This window comes from Paraburkholderia franconis, from assembly GCF_009362735.1.
In the GTDB taxonomy this organism is placed as follows: Bacteria; Pseudomonadota; Gammaproteobacteria; order Burkholderiales; family Burkholderiaceae; genus Paraburkholderia; species Paraburkholderia franconis.
Genome location: NZ_WHNP01000103.1, coordinates 1 through 19,313, shown reverse-complemented (window position 1 = coordinate 19,313; position 19,313 = coordinate 1). Strand labels below are relative to the sequence as shown.

Annotated in this window: 14 protein-coding genes and 9 pseudogenes; 8 read left to right on the top strand and 15 right to left on the bottom strand. The window is 61.1% G+C overall.

Annotation, left to right across the window (positions count from 1 at the left end):
- Nucleotides 1-277: 277 nt before the first annotated feature.
- Both GCT13_RS42970 and GCT13_RS42965 read right to left on the bottom strand, forming a co-directional pair.
- A complete protein-coding gene (locus GCT13_RS42970; RefSeq protein WP_152767841.1) occupies nucleotides 278-883 on the bottom strand; it encodes a reverse transcriptase domain-containing protein in 606 nt (201 codons plus the stop codon).
- Nucleotides 884-1,433: 550 nt separating this feature from the next.
- Nucleotides 1,434-1,637, bottom strand: a pseudogene (locus tag GCT13_RS42965) (IS6 family transposase); the annotation flags it as partial.
- A 16-nt stretch (nucleotides 1,638-1,653) separates the two neighbouring features.
- Between GCT13_RS42965 and GCT13_RS42960 the strand changes: the two are divergent.
- Genes GCT13_RS42960 through GCT13_RS42940 form a run of 5 tightly spaced genes read left to right on the top strand, consistent with a single transcriptional unit; the run spans nucleotide 1,654 to nucleotide 7,407 of the window.
- On the top strand, nucleotides 1,654-2,985 hold the full coding sequence (locus GCT13_RS42960; RefSeq protein ID WP_227747310.1) for an amidase: 1,332 nt from the start codon (nucleotides 1,654-1,656) through the stop codon (nucleotides 2,983-2,985).
- A 52-nt stretch (nucleotides 2,986-3,037) separates the two neighbouring features.
- Nucleotides 3,038-4,120: an ABC transporter substrate-binding protein gene (locus GCT13_RS42955; RefSeq protein WP_087740245.1), complete on the top strand. Its 1,083-nt coding sequence runs from the start codon at nucleotides 3,038-3,040 to the stop codon at nucleotides 4,118-4,120.
- Nucleotides 4,121-4,130: 10 nt separating this feature from the next.
- Nucleotides 4,131-5,273, top strand: a complete 1,143-nt coding sequence (locus tag GCT13_RS42950) for an ABC transporter ATP-binding protein (RefSeq protein ID WP_087740244.1) — start codon at nucleotides 4,131-4,133, stop codon at nucleotides 5,271-5,273.
- A 2-nt stretch (nucleotides 5,274-5,275) separates the two neighbouring features.
- Nucleotides 5,276-6,550 (top strand): ABC transporter permease, encoded by a 1,275-nt coding sequence (locus tag GCT13_RS42945; RefSeq protein ID WP_087740243.1) that lies wholly within the window; start codon nucleotides 5,276-5,278, stop codon nucleotides 6,548-6,550.
- Between the two features lie 2 nt (nucleotides 6,551-6,552).
- A complete protein-coding gene (locus GCT13_RS42940; protein ID WP_087740242.1) occupies nucleotides 6,553-7,407 on the top strand; it encodes an ABC transporter permease in 855 nt (284 codons plus the stop codon).
- 720 nt (nucleotides 7,408-8,127) lie between these two features.
- Here GCT13_RS42940 and GCT13_RS42930 read toward each other — a convergent pair.
- The 4 genes from GCT13_RS42930 to GCT13_RS42915 form a co-directional block, all read right to left on the bottom strand.
- Entirely contained in the window at nucleotides 8,128-9,057 is a 930-nt protein-coding gene (locus GCT13_RS42930) for an electron transfer flavoprotein subunit alpha/FixB family protein (protein ID WP_087740241.1), read from the bottom strand.
- A complete protein-coding gene (locus GCT13_RS42925; RefSeq protein ID WP_321574996.1) occupies nucleotides 9,058-9,807 on the bottom strand; it encodes an electron transfer flavoprotein subunit beta/FixA family protein in 750 nt (249 codons plus the stop codon).
- Nucleotides 9,808-10,106: 299 nt separating this feature from the next.
- Complete coding sequence (locus GCT13_RS50125) at nucleotides 10,107-10,478, bottom strand: HutD/Ves family protein (protein ID WP_235851235.1); 372 nt, start codon at nucleotides 10,476-10,478, stop codon at nucleotides 10,107-10,109.
- A 1-nt stretch (nucleotide 10,479) separates the two neighbouring features.
- Nucleotides 10,480-11,667, bottom strand: a complete 1,188-nt coding sequence (locus GCT13_RS42915) for an NAD(P)/FAD-dependent oxidoreductase (protein WP_321574995.1) — start codon at nucleotides 11,665-11,667, stop codon at nucleotides 10,480-10,482.
- A 182-nt stretch (nucleotides 11,668-11,849) separates the two neighbouring features.
- On the opposite strand from GCT13_RS42915, the gene GCT13_RS42910 reads away from it, so the two are divergent.
- Nucleotides 11,850-12,041: a hypothetical protein gene (locus GCT13_RS42910; protein WP_143811225.1), complete on the top strand. Its 192-nt coding sequence runs from the start codon at nucleotides 11,850-11,852 to the stop codon at nucleotides 12,039-12,041.
- A gap of 72 nt (nucleotides 12,042-12,113) precedes the next feature.
- On the opposite strand, the pseudogene GCT13_RS42905 reads toward GCT13_RS42910, so the two are convergent.
- Nucleotides 12,114-12,345 (bottom strand): annotated as a pseudogene (locus GCT13_RS42905) (4Fe-4S dicluster domain-containing protein); the annotation flags it as partial.
- Between the two features lies 1 nt (nucleotide 12,346).
- A pseudogene (locus GCT13_RS42900) lies at nucleotides 12,347-12,793 on the bottom strand (Lrp/AsnC family transcriptional regulator); the annotation flags it as partial.
- A gap of 151 nt (nucleotides 12,794-12,944) precedes the next feature.
- Here GCT13_RS42900 and GCT13_RS50120 point away from each other — a divergent pair.
- Nucleotides 12,945-13,262 (top strand): annotated as a pseudogene (locus GCT13_RS50120) (amidohydrolase); the annotation flags it as partial.
- Nucleotides 13,263-13,673: 411 nt separating this feature from the next.
- On the opposite strand, the pseudogene GCT13_RS42890 reads toward GCT13_RS50120, so the two are convergent.
- From GCT13_RS42890 to GCT13_RS42860, 7 genes and pseudogenes are all read right to left on the bottom strand, one after another.
- A pseudogene (locus GCT13_RS42890) lies at nucleotides 13,674-13,872 on the bottom strand (transposase domain-containing protein); the annotation flags it as partial.
- A 1-nt stretch (nucleotide 13,873) separates the two neighbouring features.
- A pseudogene (locus GCT13_RS42885) lies at nucleotides 13,874-14,569 on the bottom strand (FAD-dependent oxidoreductase); the annotation flags it as partial.
- Nucleotides 14,559-14,906, bottom strand: coding sequence for a (2Fe-2S)-binding protein (locus GCT13_RS42880; protein WP_087740482.1), 348 nt, complete (start codon nucleotides 14,904-14,906; stop codon nucleotides 14,559-14,561). The pseudogene GCT13_RS42885 and the gene GCT13_RS42880, both read right to left, overlap by 11 nt.
- A gap of 7 nt (nucleotides 14,907-14,913) precedes the next feature.
- On the bottom strand, nucleotides 14,914-16,050 hold the full coding sequence (locus GCT13_RS42875) for an NAD(P)/FAD-dependent oxidoreductase (RefSeq protein ID WP_152767840.1): 1,137 nt from the start codon (nucleotides 16,048-16,050) through the stop codon (nucleotides 14,914-14,916).
- Nucleotides 16,047-16,834: pseudogene (locus GCT13_RS42870) on the bottom strand (ABC transporter permease). Before GCT13_RS42870 ends, GCT13_RS42875 begins: the two are co-directional and overlap by 4 nt.
- 18 nt (nucleotides 16,835-16,852) lie before the next feature.
- A complete protein-coding gene (locus GCT13_RS42865) occupies nucleotides 16,853-17,722 on the bottom strand; it encodes an ABC transporter permease (protein WP_152767839.1) in 870 nt (289 codons plus the stop codon).
- Nucleotides 17,709-18,410 (bottom strand): annotated as a pseudogene (locus GCT13_RS42860) (ABC transporter ATP-binding protein); the annotation flags it as partial. The pseudogene GCT13_RS42860 and the gene GCT13_RS42865, both read right to left, overlap by 14 nt.
- 724 nt (nucleotides 18,411-19,134) lie before the next feature.
- On the opposite strand from GCT13_RS42860, the pseudogene GCT13_RS42850 reads away from it, so the two are divergent.
- A pseudogene (locus GCT13_RS42850) lies at nucleotides 19,135-19,313 on the top strand (IS256 family transposase); the annotation flags it as partial.

The window sequence follows — 19,313 nt, the reverse complement described above, 5'->3', positions numbered from 1 at the left end:
CGCAGGCCTTGCGTTCGATGAACGCTTCGTGCTTCGGGCATCGATCGGACTGAGCTGCTCGTAGGCCTTCTCCAGTTGTTCGCTGGAATAGCGGTTCGGCTCAAAAGCGAGACGTACTCGCCAGTGTTTGCTTCGTCTCCGTGTCATCGATTGGGCTCCCGGTTAGCGGGAGCAACGGCCTCAAGCACGAGAACCGCATCAATGGCAGGACGTTCTCTGGACCATGGCGCCAGACACTCCCTCGACATGCGAAGGCCCCATATTACCCGCGAGTTTGCTATGTTGTTGCCGGAGCTACGACACCGCCCTGCGGTGTCCCCCGGGTGCGTTCCACCCGGGTTCCGTCCGACAGTTGCAGCGGTGCCTTCAGCCACCGGTCAATGTACAGCATGGCCCAGTCGCTCTTGATATGCCTTCTGAGCGCGCGCTGTAACAGATCATGGTCGATGTTGTCAAACAGGCCTTTAATATCAAACTCAAGAACCCAGTCGTATTTCCAGCACCGCTCCCGGGTTACCCCAACAGCATCCAGCGCCGATTTCCCGGGCCGGTAGCCGTACGAGTCCTGCAGGAAGATCGACTCGATCTCAGGTTCAATGGCCTGTTTGACCACCATCTGGGCGACACGATCCGATACAGTTGGCACTCCCAAAATTCTCTCCCCGCCATTCTTCTTCGGAATGGCGACCGCTTTCACCGGATCGGGGAAGTAGCTGCCCGAGGACATCCGATTCCAGATCTTGTACAGATTGCCTTTCAGGTCCGCTTCGAAGTCCGCGAGCGACTGTTGGTCCACCCCGGCCGATCCCGCATTGGCTTTAACCGCCTTGAAAGCCTCGTACACCAGCCACTTGTCAATGACAAACGGTTTTGTCGTGCTCATGGGTTTCCTCCTGTTTCCAGTTGAACCCCAAGCTCGACCGCCTGACCCAACCCCTTTGCTCCAGCCGCATTACCAGCCTTCATCGCTCGTACGGGTTGGTCCGTCCCAGTGCTCCGCATCGGTACTCTCGCCTCGTGGCTTCTACCACTTGTGCTTCTCCCTTCACATCGGAACGACTGGTTCCCGCAGTTCCACACAAGAGCCTGGATCAGCTTCACGCCCCCTTTACGCCGGTCGCCGCCTGCCCAGTAATCAGGTTTCCGGCAGGCTTGTCGCAGGAGATCAAGCTGCCCCTGGTTTTGACGACAAGTCTCTGGATTACGACGCGTTATCGGAAGGTTCACTTTCGTTCGTCTCTCTGATCCATACCTACCCGAGGTATGGCCTCGGGCTTTGTCCCCAATGCTCACCACCACGGCTCTTTACCGCAGCAGCTTGGGGTGGTTTGGAGCCCGCGCCTGAACGCCGACTCCGAGGGGCCTACCCTCATCTCTCATGCAGCTTGTACACGGTCCGTCAGTTCAGCTCGAACCTCCTTTCCGTGTGCCTGCGGCACACGCTTGATGACCCAGCGGTGCACCGTCGAATGGTCCACGTCAACACCGCGTTCCGCCATCATTTCTTCGAGGTTGCGCAGACTCAGCGAGTAGGCCACATACCAGCGCACGCACAGCAGAATCACATCCACCGGGTAGTGCAGGCGCTTGAGCACTGTGCCGATGCCTGGAGGCAGCGTCTTCTTCGTTTTCGCCATTGTGTGGCCACCAACCATGTTGGGGTGGCGAATCTTACCGCAGCGCCTTACTGCGACACTACCTGTCACAGCCTTTGAGGTTGTTGATCACAGCCTCGCGCTCGCGGAAGCGACCAATGCGTTGCTCAGGAGCCTGATTACGGTGACCGGTGACCGCGGTCGCGCTCAGGCAAGGTCGGCCGATGAGCGCCGCCAACTTGGTAAACGGCGGGGAATACTCGACGGTATCCCGTACGTGGCGAAAGACGTCTTCAAAACTGAAGGGATCCGGACCACGGCGGGAAGCAAGGTTTTGGCTGAACACTATCCGCAAGAAGATGCCGTTGTTGTGCGGAAGCTGGCAGAAGCGGGGGCAGCCCTCGTTGGTAAAGCGAACATGCACGAGTTCGCATATGGTGCTACCGGGGAGAATCAGTTCACCGGCACGACAGTGAACCCGTGGGACCAACGGCGCTTGGCAGGGGGCTCCAGTGGCGGCTCGGCTGCTGCGGTTGCAGCCGGGATCGTTCCCTTTGCGTTGGGCACCGATACAGGGGGATCAGTGCGTGTACCGGCAGCGCTGTGCGGAGTAACCGGCTTCAAACCTACGTTCGGACTGTTGGACTCCACTGGCGTCATTCCGTTCTGCTGGACGCTTGACCATGTGGGCATTATCGCAGGGAATGCGGATGACGTTTCCGTGGTGATCGACTCGCTGACTGACCTGGATGTCTTCGGTACTAACGGCTCGCTGGACTCCCTTCGTATAGGGATTCCGAAGGGATGGACCTCTGTTCTGGAACCTGGCGTTCGAGCCGGATATGAACTGGCAGTTGCAGCTCTAAAGTCGTCCGGCGCTACTTTCCACGAGATTGAGCTGCCGGAACATGCTGAATCTCGGACCGTATCTCTCACGATTCAACTCGCCGAAGCTTTGGCGTATCACTCGCCATTGATAGCGTTGTCAGATGAGAAGTATGGGCACGATATCCGCAGCGGCTTCGTCCTGGGTCAACAGTTATCCGCCGAAAGCTATGTGCAATGCCAACGGCTGCTGAGCGCGTACCGGGCGTCGTTCATTCGGCACTTTGAGACTATTGATGCGATCCTGACTCCCACATGCCCGATTGTCGCGCCCGAAACAGGCAGTAGTCGAATACCAGTCGGCGATCAACTTCTCCCGATCGGTAACGCGCTGACGCTTTTTACGTCCTTCTTCAATCTGGTCGGCGCACCGGCCGTAGCACTGCCTGCCGGCACCGATGACAAAGGATTGCCAGTCAGTGTGCAGCTCATCGGCGCACCAGGCATGGACGTAGCGATTCTTGAACTTGCACGACATCTTGAACAGGAACTGGCGCGAACTTAAACGTGGCAGCTCCGTAGCGAATTCCACTTCAACGCAATGTAAAGGGGTTAGTATGCAAATCCACAAAACATCGAAGCACGCTCGGACCTGTCTCTTCGTGTTGCTGAGCGCGATTCTTCCTGTCACGCCTGCCAGTGCACAACAACTGGTCGTCGCCTCGTTCGGTGGGGCATATACCGCGAGCCAATCGAAGGCCTTCTTTGAGCCGTACGCCGCAAAAACCGGGACCAAAGTCCTTCCTGCTGACTACAACGGCGGGTTGGCAGAGCTTCGTTCGCAGGTGCAGGCGGGGTCCGGTGCGTGGGACGTGATCGATCTTGAATTCCAGGATGCAGCTCGCGCATGCGACGAAGGATTGATCGACCCGATAAAGCCGAGTTCGCTTCCAAACGGTCAGGATGGCAAGCCGGCGTCTTCCGACTTCGTGCAGAGTTCCCTGATGGACTGCGGCGTTGGAACGATCCTCTGGTCGAACGTGATTGCGTATGACAAGCGAAAGTTTACCGGGGCGCAGCCTACAACAATTGCTGACTTCTTTGATTTGAAGCGGTTCCCGGGCAAGCGCGGGCTAAGCAACAAACCGAACGGAAACCTGGAATGGGCGCTCCTGGCTGATGGCGTACCGCGAGACAAGGTTTATGCAACCCTGCGTACGCCGGCCGGCCTCGAGCGCGCGCTCAAGAAACTCGACACTATCAAGGCCAACGCGATCTTCTGGGGGGCGCAGGCACAGTCTGTCCAGCTTCTCGCCGATGGAGAGGTCGTGATGACAGAAGGCGGCAATGGCAGATTCACAGACGCCATCACCAAGGACAAGAAGCCTTTCGGTATTCTCTGGCAAGGCCAGATCATCAACGGTGATGTGTTTGCTGTATCGAAGGCCAGTAAGAATAAAGCGGCTGCGCTCGATTTTATTCGCTTTGCAACTTCGGCGCCTCAGCTTGCTGCGCAGACGAAATACATCAGCTATGCCCCCGCGCGTCGTTCCGCATTGCCATTGGTGGACGCATCTCTGAGAGAGAATCTGCCGACATCACCTGCGAATCTGAAGGTTGGTCTCGCGAGCGACACGGCGTTCTGGAACGACGAACAGGACGAAATCAATCGCCGTTGGGCTGCGTGGATGGCCCGCTGAGAGGAACGTTATGAACATGCTAAACGTCTTCCACCAGCGAGAACTAGGGAATGCTGAACGAGTCGATAGTGACCACGTTGTCTTCTCGCAGGTCGAGAAGAGCTACGACGGCAGTACGCACGTCGTCAAGTCACTCTCGCTATCAGTCAGGCGTGGCGAGTTTCTCACGTTACTGGGCCCGTCGGGCTCAGGAAAAACGACGACGCTGATGATGCTTGCAGGCTTTGAGGCACCCACTGCGGGGGGTGGCGTGGACCTGACCACCACGCCACCACATAAACGAGGCATCGGCATGGTGTTCCAAAACTATGCCCTGTTTCCCCATATGTCGATTGCAGACAACGTGGCGTTTCCTTTGGTCGCAAGGAAAATGTCAAGGAGCGAGGTCGGCGAGCGCGTAACCCGGGCCTTGGAGATGGTCAAGATGCAGGATTATGCGTCCCGCCGGCCCGCGCAGCTTTCAGGGGGACAGCAGCAGCGCATTGCGCTGGCTCGAGCGCTTGTATTCGAGCCAACTCTTGTCTTGATGGACGAGCCGCTTGGCGCGCTTGACAAACAGCTTCGCGAACACATGCAGACCGAAATCAAGCACCTGCACAAGATGCTCGGCGTTACGGTCGTGTATGTGACCCACGATCAGGACGAAGCCCTGGCAATGTCCGATCGGGTCGCCATTTTCAACAATGGAGTGATCGAACAGATTGGGCCGCCGACTGAGATTTATGAGTCACCAAACACGGAGTTTGTGTCGCGGTTCGTCGGCGACAACAACCTTCTGGAAGGCGTTGTAGACGAGTGTTATGCGTCGGACAGCGGGAGCTATCGCGCAAAGATCACGCACGGCGCTTGCCGATTTGAAGCGTTGGCGAGCAAGCCATTGATGGCGGGTACGCGTGTCACCCTTGTCTTGCGGCCGGAAAGGGTATCGCTTGCGGGCCAGGACGGAGCTCTCGAGAATCAGGTGAGTTCTCAGATCGTAGAGTCGACGTATTTCGGCGATCACGTTCGCCTTACGTGCCGAATCCCCAGCGGCAACGATATCACCGTGAAACTGGCGAATACGTCGAGCCTTGGTTCCCTCCAGGCCGGGCAGACGTTGCCTATCGGCTGGCGTTCGGCTGACAGCCGTGCGCTACTGGCAGTAGGAGGATAGCGATGAGCCCGACAATTATGGTCGAGACGCACAACCCGGACGCTTCATTTCAGGAACAGTGGGGCGCCGCATTGAAAACGCGCGTTCAAAAAGCACGGCGGCGCCAGACGCGGAAGTCGTTGTTGCTGGTCGCGCCAGTGATTCTGTTCCTCATGCTGACCTTCCTCGTGCCAATTGCCAAGATGTTTCAGGTCAGTATCTATGATCCGACATTGCGCGATCTTCTGCCAAATACAGCTCGTACGCTCGATGGCGGGTCGAAGGTGACAACGGGGGACCAGGTCTGGCAGAGCCTGGCCCGCGATCTCGTTTTGGCCAGAGATCAGGGCAAGCTGGGCATTGTCGCGAGCCGACTGAACGCTGAGCGCCCAGGGCTGCGATCCGTCGTAGAACGTACTGCCCGGCGCGCAGCGGCTACTGACGATGCGCCTACCGCCCAGTGGTTCGCAAATGTCGACCCGACCTGGAGTGAACCCGAAATAATGCCCATGCTGGCGCGTGCCACACGTGCATTCACATTCGACAACTATCTATCGGCGTTAGACTTCCGCCGCGATGAAAAAGGAAGTATTGCCTCCCAACCGCAGGATGAGCGGATTTACCGGTCGTTATATTTAAAGACCTTTGGGGTGGCTATCGCCGTAACGGTTCTGTGCGGTGTAATGGGCTATCCGATCGCTTACCTGATGGCAACGAGTTCCAAGGCAACCGCGAACAGACTGATGATCCTGGTGCTGGTTCCATTCTGGACATCCATGCTGGTTCGGGTTACCGCATGGATGGTGCTGCTGCAGTCCCAAGGCGTCGTGAACGATCTTCTCGTGCTCGCTGGCGTGGTAAATGAGAACAATCGCGTAATGCTGATCTACAACCTTACTGGCACCTTGATTGCGATGACACACATCCTGTTGCCGTTCTTCATACTTCCGCTTTACAGCGTGATGGTCGCGGTACCTCCCAGTTATATGCGGGCCGCGCAATCGCTCGGTGCCGGACGGTTTAGCGCCTTCTGGAAGGTCTATTTCCCTATCACGCTCCCAGGCGTCGGGGCTGGCGCGCTGCTGGTGTTGATCTTGGCCCTTGGGTACTACATTACACCGGCTCTTGTCGGTGGACAGTCGGGACAGATGATCTCCAATATGATTGCTTTCAATATTCAGACGTCGCTCAACTGGGGTCTGGCGGCTGCACTGAGCATCGTGCTACTGGTTGTGGTGCTGGCCCTTTATTTCGTCTACAACCGTCTGATCGGTGCTGAAAACCTGAGGATGGGATAAGCATGAACATTCACACTCCGCCGTTTCGCTCGCCCGTCGAGAAAGGATGGAACGTTATTTTTGTATTGATCTGCACGACGATCTTCCTTTTCCTTGTTGCGCCGATCCTGGTAATCATTCCTTTGTCTTTCAACGCCGAGCCCTATTTCACATTCACACGGGCAATGTTGCACTTGCATACCGATGCGTGGTCCCTTCGTTGGTATGACTCATTCTTTAGCAACCCTCGCTGGTTGCTTTCGGTGAGGAATAGCCTCGTCGTCGGCGTCGTGACTACCATTCTCGCGGCGTCAATCGGGACCGCGGCTGCGTTAGGTTTAAGGCAGCGCCTTCTGCCTGGCAGGTCGCTCATGATGAGCTTTATCCTTGCACCGATGGTGGTGCCGACAATCGTTACAGGCGCCGGAACCTATTTCGTTTTCGCAAAAGTTGGCCTGGTCGATAATCTCTGGGGGCTGATTGCCGCGCATACTGCGCTCGGGATCCCATTCGTCGTAGTCACCGTCCTTGCTTCTGTCAGCGGCCTGGATCGCTCATTTGAAAGAGCGGGCGCGATCATGGGGGCGCCACCGTGGATGGTTTTTCGCAAGGTCACGCTACCACTCATCATGCCGGGCGTAACGGCGGGCGCAGTCCTGGCCTTCATCACGTCTTTCGACGAGGTTGTTTTCGCGCTGTTTCTGTTGCCAAGTCCGCAGTACTTCACATTGCCCAGGCAGATGTGGTCCGGTCTTCGTGAGCAAATCAGTCCTGCGATTCTGGCTGCGCCGACACTCTGGATATTGCTCTCATTGGTCATGATGTGGCTGGTCGGCGCACTTCGCAAGAGAGCGGCACTTGTGCGACGGCCATCGTAGGAGTGCGCCCCGTGTCTGATCTCGGTCGCGCAATCGTCGAACGCGGTAATTCACCGCTGCTTGTTCTGACTCCCCATGCCGGTAGACAGATCCCGCAAGATCTCATTCAGCTGCAACCTTGGGGGGGGCGATGCGGGGCGACATTGTGGACCCGCTGGCGAAACCGTCCGGAGGGTGGCGCGAGCCCTCAACGCATCCTTGATTGGCGGACCGTATCATCCATGCGTGATCGATCTGAAATGTCGACGCGGACGATCTGGACTTTACGCCGCATTTCAATCGGCTGAGGGTCTGCCCGTCCCACACGGTCGAAGGCGAAGCGTTCTATGATGGCGACGTCGGGTACGAACGGGCGGTACACGCAAAGGTCGGCCAATACTCGCGACCTTTCCACGACACCGTCACTCAGGAGCTCCGGTTCTCGGGAACGTGCTCAGCGCCTTCAACTCCCAGCTTCCGGTCATACGTCGTACTGCGCGCGACAAGCGTACCAGGTGGCGTGAAGCGCGTTACGGAGAGCGTGCGGCTGGTCATTGCCGCATGCGACGACGATCGCATTGCACTTTTACGGTTCATGTGAATGCGGTGCGCCGAGCTGGCGCGGCGCGGGAACAGCGGTCCTGAAAGCCCACGCTTCGGGCACCATAGATACATGTTTCTCGGGGAGCAGGGACGCCTCCTGAGCTTGCGCCAGGAGGGTCGTCCTGCAAACACTCTCCGTCAAATCCGGCTCGTTAGTTCTGGCAAGACGGTAAAAAGGTCATCCACAAGGCCGTAGTCGGCAACGCTAAAAATCGGCGCTTCCGCATCTTTATTGATGGCGACGATCACCTTTGAGTCCTTCATCCCGGCAAGATGCTGGATCGCGCCGGAAATGCCGACCGCGATGTAAAGTTGCGGTGCGACAATCTTGCCGGTCTGTCCGACCTGCCAGTCGTTTGGCACGAAGCCTGAATCCACCGCGGCGCGCGATGCACCTACTGCCGCGTCGAGCTTCTGCGCCAGCGGATCGAGTAGCGCGAAGTTGTCCGCGCTGCCCATGCCGCGCCCGCCCGACACGACGATGGGTGCCGACGTCAGTTCCGGCCGCTCGTTCTTTGCGACCTCGCGACGAACGAAGCGTGCGCGGCGCGTGCCTTCGCCGGCGTCGTGCGTTTCGATAGGCGCACCGCCACCACCCGAGGGCGCGGCATCGAACGCGGTCGTGCGAATCGTGGTGACCTTGATCGGGTCGTTGCATTGGACCGTGGCGATCGCGTTGCCCGCGTAGATCGGGCGATCGAAGGTATCGGCCGAATGAATCGCGGTGACATCGGAAATTTGCGAGGCGTCAAGCTTCGCGGCGACACGCGGTGCGACGTTCTTGCCGGAGGCGGTCGCGCAGAACAGCACGTGCGTGTACGACGGCGCGAGCATCAGCACCTGCGTGGCGACGTTCTCGGCGAGACCGTCGGCGAGCTGCGGCGCGTCAATCAGGATCACCTTGTCGACGCCTTGTATCGCGGCGGCCGCTTTCGCGGCGGCGCCTACATCGTGCCCGACGACGAGCACGTGCACACGGTTATTCAACTGGCGCGCGGCGTTCACCGTGTGCAGCGTGGCGGGCTTGAGTACAGAGGCGTCATGGTCGGCAATGACGAGAGTGGTCATTCAGATTACCTTCGCTTCGTTTCTGAGTTTGTCAATCAGCGTGGCGACGTCAGGAACGCGCACGCCGGCCTTGCGCGCTGCCGGCTCGACGACTTTCAATGTCTTCAGACGCGGCGCCGGATCGACCCCGAGTTCGACCGGTGTGAGGATATCTAGCGGCTTTTTCTTCGCCTTCATGATGCTGGGCAGCGTCACGTAGCGTGGCTCGTTCAGGCGCAGATCGGTTGTCACGACAGCCGGCAGGTCTAGCTCAATCACTTCGAATCCGCCGTCCACTTCACGCGTGACGGTTGCCGTGTTGCCCTGAATCTCGATGGCGCTAGCAAACGTCGCCTGCGGCCAGTCGAGCAGCGCGGCGAGCAGCTGGCCTGTCTGTCCGGCGTCGTCGTCGATGGCCTGCTTGCCAAGAATGACCAGTTGCGGCTGCTCGCGTTCGACTGCCGCCTTCAACAGTTTCGCGACCGCAAGCGGTTGCAGCTCAACGTCTGTCTGGATGTGCAGCGCGCGGTCCGCGCCGATGGCGAGCGCCGTGCGCAGCGTTTCCGCGCTCTGCGTCGGGCCGCACGTTACTGCGATGACGTCGCTAGCGTGGCCGGCTTCCTTCAGGCGTGTCGCTGCTTCGATGGCGATTTCGTCGAACGGATTCATCGACATCTTTACATTGCCGATATCGACGCCCGTCTGGTCCGCCTTCACGCGAACCTTCACGTTGTAATCGACAACACGCTTCACTGCTGCCATAACCTTCACGCATGCTTTCCTTTGCTCGGGAGAGAGTCGGCGTGCGCGGCGTGCGAGCCGCGTGACACGGGTTCGATGATGACAAGCGCACCGTATGGCGCGCGGGCATCTGTTGGTGCTTCGGTTGACACTTTGCCGTCGTCTTCGTCGCGCGACGGCGCAAGATCGAGCGCAGGGCCGTCGGAGAGCCGCGTCGCGACGTGCGCAGCGTCGAGCGCAATAGCATCTTCGCCGTCTGTCGCGCTAACGATGCAACTGCCGCACAGCGTCACAATAACTACGAAGCAGCCGGCCTGCACATACGCCGCTTAGTACAGCGGCGTGATGTGCGCGCGGTAGCGCCCGCGCGCGGCCATCGCGTTGAGCTTGACGACAGGGCCGTCGCGCAACGTGGCCTGCCAGGTGGCGCCGCCGTCGTATTCGGATGGGCGACCGGGTTGCAGTTCGACGCGCGTCGCGCCATCGTCTAGCGTGACACCTGCGCCTTGCATGACGAGCGACACGCGCGTCATGCCGGCGAACCGCGAGTACGGACCGTCGCGTTCGACATCCGCGAGGCTGATGCGCCAGCCGCCGTCGACTTCTTCCGCGAGCATCCGCATGGTGCCGCCGCCGTTGCGCCAAGGTTGCGATGCGAACGACGTGAGCGGCCGGATCGCAAGGCCGGCAGGTGCCTTCACGTCAGGAGACGGCGCCGAGCCCATACTTGCCGGTCAGGAGCTTGCCGGTTGTGAAGCGTTCGATCGAATACGGTTTGAGCGATACATCCGTCGGCAAACCGAGCGCGCATTGCGCGAGGATCTTGCCGACCGTCGGCCAGAGCTTGAAGCCGTGGCCCGAAAAGCCGTAGCCGACCACCAGACCTTCGATGCCTGGCAGCGGGCCGAGCACCGGATTCCAGTCCGGCGTCACGTCGTACACGCCCGTCCACGACGACGCAATGCCCGCGGTCTCGTAGGCGGGGAACCGCTCCGCGACCTGCGCGCCAACGTCGACGATGTAGTCCATCGGAATGTCGCCCTGTTCGGTGTCGGCAGTATTCAGTTTTTCCCCGACAACGCCTTCGCTGACCAGCATCTGGTTGCCGCCGTAGCTGCGATAATAGAGCATGCCTTCCGACGCGAGATCCTTAAACACGGGCATCGTGAATGTGTAGGGCGCTTCCGCACATTCGAGCGCAAGTACCGCGTGACGCTCGGGGGCGATCGGCAGTGTCTTGCCGGTCCAGCCGGCGAGTTCCGGCGTCCAGATGTTTTGCGTGCTGATGACGATGCCGGCCGCGAAATCTCCGGCGCTGGTCGATACGCCAACTACCTTTCCATTTTCGATGAGCAACTTGTTGACGGCGACGTTTTCGCGGATTGTCACGCCGCCGCGACGCGCGGCGCGTGCAAAACCGGTCGCGGTGAGATAGGCGTCGGCGAAACCGGCTTCTGGCTCGTAGCCGATGAGCGCAGCGTCGTCGAAGGTTGCGATCGGCATCAGTTCTTGCGCCTGGCGCGCGTCGAGCAGTTCGAGCGGAATGCCCTGCTGTTTCTGCTGATCGAGCGATGCGCGCAGCGGTTTGAGCTTGTCACCCTCGGCTGCGACGATCATGTAGCCGCATTTGACGAGGCCGCACGACGCTTCGTCGTCTCCGAGATAGTTGGGGAAGTCGTTAAACACCGACCAGGACTTGCGCGCCAGTTCGACGTTTTCCTTTACCGAATAGTGCGTACGCAGGATCCCGGACGACTGAGCCGTTGTGCCGGCGCCGACTGTCGCCCGATCAAGCAACAGCACACGCTTTGCACCGAGCTTTGACAGGTGAAAGGCAACAGACGTCCCGATCACGCCCGCGCCTATCACAACCATATCGTACTTGTTCACGGACGAGCCCTTTGTCAAATTGATGTGCTCAGTCTGCGCTCCAATGTGAAGGCCTACGTCTGCATAAGCAATTCTGTTAATCGCCCATAAGATGAAGATCAGGCGCGAGCGATGCGACAGAAGCAGTCCGATGCGTGGCACTATGGAGCTTTACCATGTGCCCGGGCGGGTGAAAAAATCAGATGCAAGAGATTGCAAGAGGTGCTTTGGTGGCGATGGCTGCAATCGCGATCGCATTGTTAAGTTGCCTGACCGCGCGCTGTTTGCTGCGGCTTTTCCTGCCACCGCCGCGCGCGGCGGTGGTTTCCGAGGTGATCGGCCTGGCGATGCTGATTGCCTCATGTGCCTTTTATTTTAGCGGCGGGCGAGCATAGTCGAGCCAGCCAACCATCCACCGCATGGACAGGACTGCAACGGAGGTCGCCGTTTATAGAACACGCGCGCTGCTACATATCCGTGTAGTTGGGTCCGCCGCCGCCCTCAGGAGGCACCCAGACCGTGTTCTGAGTCGAATCCTTGATGTCGCATGTCTTGCAATTCACACAGTTCTGCGCATTGATAACCAGCCGCTCATGACCATCTCCGGTCTCGACGAACTCATAGACGCTAGCCGGGCAATAGCGGCTTTCGGGGCCCCGCATATTGCCGCAGGTTGACATTGATCGGAACAGCCGGATTTCACCAGCGTCTTGAAGCGCTTGACGTTGTTGTTCGAGAAGAAGAGCTGCCGCGTGAGGGCGGTGTACTCGTCCATGTCGCGCACTGTCATCACCAGCACGAAGTCCCATTCGCCCGCGACGTAGTAGCACTGCTGGATTTGCGGACATTGCGCGAAGGTGCGCTTCATCGCATCGAGCAAATCGATCTGCTTGCTCTCGACCTCGACGGAAGCGATGATCGTCAACGGATAGCCGACCTTGTCCGGTGCGACGACAGCGGTGTAGTTCTGGATGACGCCTTCGTCCGCGAGGCGTCGCAGCCGCCGGTTGACGGCGGCAGTCGACAGGTTCACGCGCGCGCCAAGTTCGTTCTGTGGAAGCTGCGCGTCGCGTTGCACCTCCATAAGTAGATTCCGATCGAATTGGTCGAGAGTACACCGTGTCGAAGTAGACGGACAGAATGAGATATCTTTGCATAAGTGGCCACCAAGAGATGCATTTGTTGCCCATGTTCCGAAATAGAATTCCGCTACTGACTTCACTGGTGTGGGCGTAGCCGCAACGAACCGACGCCGAGCCCAACGCTCCAGAGCATTTACACCGCAAGGACGTCCGAGAATGGAAAGCACTCTGCAGGGCCAGTTGAAAAGCTGGCGCCGATATCTGCATCAACACCCGCAAACCGGCTAGGAGGTGAATACCTCCGACTACGTGGCGAACATCGTCGAGAGACGCTTGGACTGGAGGTTCATCGCGGCATTGGCGGGAACCGGACTGGTTGCCAATCTGACGGTCGGCGACGGCAAACGAGCGACCGGACCACGCCGATATGGATGCGCCAAATATCGCGGAGCAGGCGCACGAGCGGGAGCATGCTTCACGAACTGCCGGAAAATGCGTGCATGCGGACACGACGGACACATGTCGATGATCTTGTGAGCGGCGCGATTGCTCGCGCAAAGGCGAGACTTCAATGGTACTGTCCGGTTCATCTTTGGGGTGCCCGTATCAGCACGGCACACGTATCGGCCAGTTTCGTCAAGCCGTCGGTCGGCTGTGGTTCCGCACGCTGCGCCGCCGAAGTCAGAAGCACCGCATGACCCGGCAGCCTATGAGCCGTCTCAACGCACTCTGGCTGCCCCGCGCCCACATTGCCATCCCTACCCGAACCAGCGTCTGATCGTCGCGACCCAAGGGCAGGAGCCGTATACGGCAATTCCGCCCGTACGGATGTGTGGACGGGGTGATCGGCGACTGTCATTCCTACGGCGACTAGGTGTTCCCTGCTGTGCGCACGTCTTAATGTAAGCGCGCGGCAATGGCACCCCGGGGAGTGCCCGCTGGCGATCAGGCGGTAACCGGCGCCCAGCGATGAGGCAGTAGCTGAGCGATGTCGTCGGCGCGATGCGTTGGCAAGCGGTTCAGTACGTCTTTGAGGTAGACGTATGGATCATGGCCGTTGAGCCGCGCTGATCGAATCAGGCTCATGATTGCGGCTGCACGTTGCCCCGCGCGCAAAGAGCCAGTTCGCCCTTCCCAGGGCCCAGCACGCCAGCATCGCGCAGCGTGCGGATCAGTTTCAAGCCCTTGCTCAGAAACGGCCACGCTCGCAGCGCGGACAGCAGATGCTTTTTCGCTCGCCAGCGGTCCTCGTGACGCGTCGTATCGACGAGCGCGCGGATCGGCACGCCGGCGCGCACGTACTGCCAGCCGAGCAGATACAGCAGCGGCCCGCAGCCCGCCAGCACCGGCGGCTCAGTGGGCACTTCGCCCGCGCTTTTCAACAGGATTTGCGCGGCGCCCGCCGTCAGCACGCCGGGCAGCGTCCAGCCAGGAATCGGGAACGGACGCTCGAGCGCGCCTGTCGCGAGAATCACGCGCCGCGCGTCGAAGCTGCCGACCTTGCCGTCTTTGAGGCAATGCACGGAACGCTCGCGCGTGACCTGCCACACCGACGCATGCGCGACATGCCGCGCGCCGGAGCGTGCGAACGCGTCGGCGACGGCAGCGCCCGCGGCGTAGTCGGGGCCGAGAATCTCCTTGCGGCGCCCATCGGCGCGGCCGATCGCGCGATAGATCTGCCCGCCGACGGCATCCTGCTCATCGAGAAGCACGACGGACAGTCCCGCGCTCGCCGCGCGCGTCGCCGCGCTCATGCCGGCGGGACCGGCGCCGACCACCACGACATCGACGGCTTCGGCGGCGAAGCCGGACACGAGTCCTGCTTCGTATTCAGCGGCCATGAGCATCCTCCAGTGATACGGCGACGGGCGGCAGATCGCGCGCGCCTTCCTGCGAACGGATGCGCATGCCGTCGCGCACGGTCACCATGCAGCTTTGCCGGCTCGGCACGCCGTCGATCTCGACGAGACACTCGAAGCACGCGCCCATCATGCAATACGGCGCGCGCGGCGCGCCCGAGACGGGCGTCGCGCGAAAGCGCGCAATGCCGGCGGCAAGCAGCGCCGCGGCCACCGACCGGCTGCCCGGCACGCGCAGCGGCTGATCGTTGAACCAGATGTCGACGGAAGCATCGGCGGCGGGCAGGGCCTTGAATAGTGGTAGCAGTGTGGAAGTCATGGCGGATTCAGTGAGCGGGAATGAGAGCAGCGGATTCGGTGAAGCGGCTGCCCGAGAAAGCGGGAATTTCGTCGGGCATCGCGCCACCGGCGATCCACGGCGCGACGCGCAGCGCGTGCGCCGCGGCGAGCGTCACGCCGCTATGGCACGTGACGACGAATGCGCCCGGATGACGCGCGGACTCGTCGTAGATCGGAAAGCCGTCCGGGCTGTAGACCCGCAGTGCGGCCCAGGTGCGAACCGGCCGCACGTTCTTCAGCAACGGAAATGCGCGCACGCCGCGTCGCGCGAAATCGGACAGGACGGGCGTCGTCGTGAAATCGTCGAAGCCGACTTCTTCCATCGAATCGCCGAACTGGATGGTGCCTTCGTCCGTTTGACGGACGTTGAGCGTCGGGTAGTGCAGGAACGGCGCGACGCGCTCGCTGATCAGCACCTGGCCGCGATTCGGCGCGACAGGCGCGTGCAGCCCGACGTGCGGCGCGAGCGCACGATTGCCGAGGCCCGCAGCCAGCACCACGCGCGCCGCGCGATACGTGCCGCGCTTGCCCTGCACGGCGAAACCGCCGCTTTCGGCCGCGATGCGCAGCGCTTCCTCGCCGTTGACGAGCTTCACGCCGCGCCTCTGCATGCCCATATGCAGCGCGCGCAGCAGCTTGAACGGATTGACGTGCCCGTCCATCGGCGTGTAGCTCGCGCCGAGCACATCCGGCCCGATCTCCGGCAGGCGTTCGCGCACTTCGCGCGCATCGAGCAGCTGATACGGGTAGTCGCCCAGCTCGCGTTGCAGCGTGCCGAGCCGCTTTGCGCGCTCGGCGAGATCGTCGTCGGAGAAGCAGAAGTGAAAGCCGCCTGGCTGACGCAGCGCGACGTCGATGCCCGTTTCGTCGAGCAGCGCGGTGGCAAGCGCCGGCCAGCGCGTCGCAGAGCTGCGCGACCAGCGCGCATACGGCGACAGGCCATAGCCTTTGCCCTGAATCCAGACGAGCCCGAAGTTGCCGCGCGACGCGCGAAACGCGCCGTCGCCCTGATCGAGCACGCTCACGTACGCGCCTTCGCGTGCGAGGCCCCAGGCGACGGCGGAACCGACCAGCCCGCCACCCAGCACGAGGACGTCGGGGTTGGCGGATGTAGTGCGGGTCATCGAGCTTCTCCGATCAGGATGCGGTCCAGTCCGACCATGCGGTCGAGCAGCACCATCAGCAGGACCGTGCCGACGATCAGCACCGCCGACACGGAAGCGACGAGGGGATCGATGGTCTGCGCGATCTGGTTGTACATGGCGACGGGCAGCGTGGTCGTGCCGGGCGTCGCGACGAATATCGTCATCGTTAGTTCGTCGAAGCTCTGGATGAACGACAGCACCCAGCCGCCCGCGACGCCCGTGCGGATCATCGGCAGCACGACGCGGTGAAGCGGCTCGCGCCGCACGACAGCGTGGCGCGCTCGGCATCGCAGTCGAGTCCGGCGGCCGACGACAGTGCAAGCCGCAGCGCGTACGGCAGCACGATGATCACGTGCGTCGCGACGAGTGCCCAGAACGAGCCGCTCAGGTTCAGCAGCGACAGGAAGCGCAGGAATGCAATGCCGAGCACGACGGCAGGAATCATCATCGGCGAGAGGAAGAAGCTCATCAGTGCGGCGCGGCCCGCGAAGCGGTAACGCGCGATCGCAAGCGCGGCGGGCACTGCGAGCGCGACGCCGATCGTCGCTGCCGCGAACGCGAGCCGTACCGACAGCCAGAACGCCGAGACGATGTCGCCGTTGTCGAGGATCGTGCGAAACCAACGCAGCGACGCGCCATCGAACGGCATCGAAATGAAGCCCTTGTCGGTGAACGCTACCAGCAGCACGACGACGAGCGGCGCGAGGATGAAAGTGAGGAACAGCGCGTTGAACAGCAGGCCCCAGAATCCGTTCTGTTTCATGGCGTCACCCTCATCGCGTCACTCGAAAATGTGCTTGAAGCGGCGTTCGGCGAGACGGCTGCAACCCATCACGATCGCGATGTTCGCGATCAGCAGCAGCACTGCGATGCTCGCGCCGAGCGGCCAGTTCAGCGTGCCGAGAAACTCGTCGTATGCGGCCGTCGCGACGACCTTCAGACGGCGGCCGCCGATCAGCGCGGGCGTCGCGAATGCGGACGCGGACAGCGCGAACACGATGATCGAGCCGGACAGCACGCCGGGCATGATCTGCGGCAGCACCACGCGGCGGAACACGCGCAGCGGCGAGCCGCCGAGCGACAGTCCCGCCCATTCGACCTGCGGATCGAGTTTTTGCAGCGTCGCCCACACGGACATCACCATGAACGGCACCAGCACATGCGTGAGCGCGATGATCATGCCCGTCATCGTGAAGACGAGGCGGATCGGCTCGGACGTGACATGCAATGCCTGCAGCGCGTCGTTGAGCACGCCGTTGTTGCCGAGCAGAATCTGCCAGCCGAGCGTGCGCACCACGACCGAAATCAGGAGCGGCCCGAGCACGATCAGCAGGCACAGCGACTGCCACGGCCGCTTCATGCGTGCGAGCACGATCGTCTCGGGGACGCCGAGCAGCACGCTCAGCAGCGTCACGGCCAGCGCGAGACCCGCCGTGCGCAGGAAGATCTCGTCGTAGTACGGATTGCTCAGTACTTCGGCGTAGTGCTTGAGCGTGTAGGCGGCCTGCACGCCGGCCACGTCGCTGAAGACGCGAAACGACAGCAGCGTCAGCACGAGCGGCACGAAGAGCAGCGCGCCGAACAGCAGCAGCGCGGGCGCCGACAGCAGCCACGGCGCGACGTCCGCGCGCGAGTCGTCAAGCGTTGCCATGGGCGCTCTCCCGTGTCAGCACGCGCAGGTCGTCGTCGGTGAACGAGAGGCCGACTTCGCGGCCTTCCTCGGGCGGCGGCGCGCCGTAGTTCGGCTGCGCGACATGCAGCTTGCCGAGCTCGGTGTCGACTTCGAGCAGCCATTGATTGCCGATGAACACGCGGGTCGCGATGCGCCCGTGCATACGTGCGTCGCCGTTCGCCAGACGCACTTTCTCCGGACGGATGTACACGTGCACCACGCCCTGCACGTCGCGGCCTTCGTGCGGCACATGCAGCGTCGTGCCCGCGACGTCGACCTCCGCGCAGCGCGGATTGCGCCTGAGCACTTCCCCCGGTAGCGTGTTCGCGCGGCCGAGAAATGTCGACGCGAACGGCGTGGCGGGGCGCTCGTAAGCATCGAACGGCGTGCTCAGTTGCGCGATGCGCCCGCGCTGCATCACCGCGATGCGGTCGCTCATCGTCATCGCTTCGATCTGATCGTGCGTGACAAGGATCGTCGTGATGCCGAGACGCTTCTGGATCGCGCGCAGTTCGATGTGCATTTCCTCGCGCAGCTTCGCGTCGAGATTCGACATCGGTTCGTCGAGCAGCAGCAGCTCGGGCCGCATCGCGAGCGCCCGCGCAATGGCGACGCGCTGGCGCTGGCCGCCCGACAGTTCCTTCGGATAACGCGTGTCGAGGCCCTTTCGGAAGCGCTGCGTCTGATTCAACTGCCGGGATATTGCCGGGTGTGCGCCCCTTAATGCACGTCAACTGGAAAGAGAACTCGCAATTTTCAGTGATACACCTCGGTGACCCTCAAGCACTATTCGCAGCTTACCCAGTTCGTCGAGGTGACCGATAACCGAATCGGCGAGCATGTCGATGACAGGTCCTGGCGCGGTGCAGGGTAGCGTAATAGTCTCATCGACGGTGCTTGCGCCAAAGTTCAGAGCTGTAATCTGAGTCTCTTTCCCTGCAGGAAGTTCGTGAACCATTACTAGGAGGCCTGGCGCGACAACGTCAGGAACCTCGATTTGCCTACTCGAGGCAATGCCGTACGAGTCTCGCACAGCGAGGAGACGCTTGAGTTGCGAGGCGAAAGAGGCAGGGTCGGCGAGCTGCTCCGGCAACGTACCGTACAAGGCCACTGCGCGCGGTATGCCTTCTTCAGATGTGTATGCGTGCGGGTTTTCTCCTGTCAGATCATAAGCACCGCGTTGTACCCAGCGCGTGTCTCCGTCAGTCGTTCGCTCCTCGACGGCCTCAATGGGTAAGGGCAGTGCGCCGACAAGGTCCCACCCCGATATTGCGAGCTAAAGTCGGAACTGGTGTACGGGGGAGTTGAGGCGGGAGATTGAAGGCGGTGGAGGTTTCAGCTGAGAATCTGATTGTCGAAGTCGGAAACCAGCAAACAACAAACCATCCACCATGAGCAAGTTTACGGAAAAAGCAGTTGTCGGTCTATCGGAAGTCGGTCTGGGCCTGGACGAATTGGTGCGACACGGAGCGCGGCAAGTGATTCAGCAGGCAATCGAAGCGGAGCTGTCGGCGCTGCTGGAGCGATTCGAGAACGTCAAGACCTTGCATGGACAACGCGCGGTGGTACG

What these genes read in the sequence shown, in the direction of transcription:
- GCT13_RS42970 (WP_152767841.1), bottom strand. Translation starts at nt 883, where the DNA reads ATGAGCACGACAAAACCGTTTGTCATTGACAAGTGGCTGGTGTACGAG.
- GCT13_RS42960 (WP_227747310.1), top strand. Translation starts at nt 1,654, where the DNA reads ATGTTGGGGTGGCGAATCTTACCGCAGCGCCTTACTGCGACACTACCT.
- GCT13_RS42955 (WP_087740245.1), top strand. Translation starts at nt 3,038, where the DNA reads ATGCAAATCCACAAAACATCGAAGCACGCTCGGACCTGTCTCTTCGTG.
- GCT13_RS42950 (WP_087740244.1), top strand. Translation starts at nt 4,131, where the DNA reads ATGAACATGCTAAACGTCTTCCACCAGCGAGAACTAGGGAATGCTGAA.
- GCT13_RS42945 (WP_087740243.1), top strand. Translation starts at nt 5,276, where the DNA reads ATGAGCCCGACAATTATGGTCGAGACGCACAACCCGGACGCTTCATTT.
- GCT13_RS42940 (WP_087740242.1), top strand. Translation starts at nt 6,553, where the DNA reads ATGAACATTCACACTCCGCCGTTTCGCTCGCCCGTCGAGAAAGGATGG.
- GCT13_RS42930 (WP_087740241.1), bottom strand. Translation starts at nt 9,057, where the DNA reads ATGACCACTCTCGTCATTGCCGACCATGACGCCTCTGTACTCAAGCCC.
- GCT13_RS42910 (WP_143811225.1), top strand. Translation starts at nt 11,850, where the DNA reads ATGCAAGAGATTGCAAGAGGTGCTTTGGTGGCGATGGCTGCAATCGCG.
- GCT13_RS42880 (WP_087740482.1), bottom strand. Translation starts at nt 14,906, where the DNA reads ATGACTTCCACACTGCTACCACTATTCAAGGCCCTGCCCGCCGCCGAT.
- GCT13_RS42875 (WP_152767840.1), bottom strand. Translation starts at nt 16,050, where the DNA reads ATGACCCGCACTACATCCGCCAACCCCGACGTCCTCGTGCTGGGTGGC.
- GCT13_RS42865 (WP_152767839.1), bottom strand. Translation starts at nt 17,722, where the DNA reads ATGGCAACGCTTGACGACTCGCGCGCGGACGTCGCGCCGTGGCTGCTG.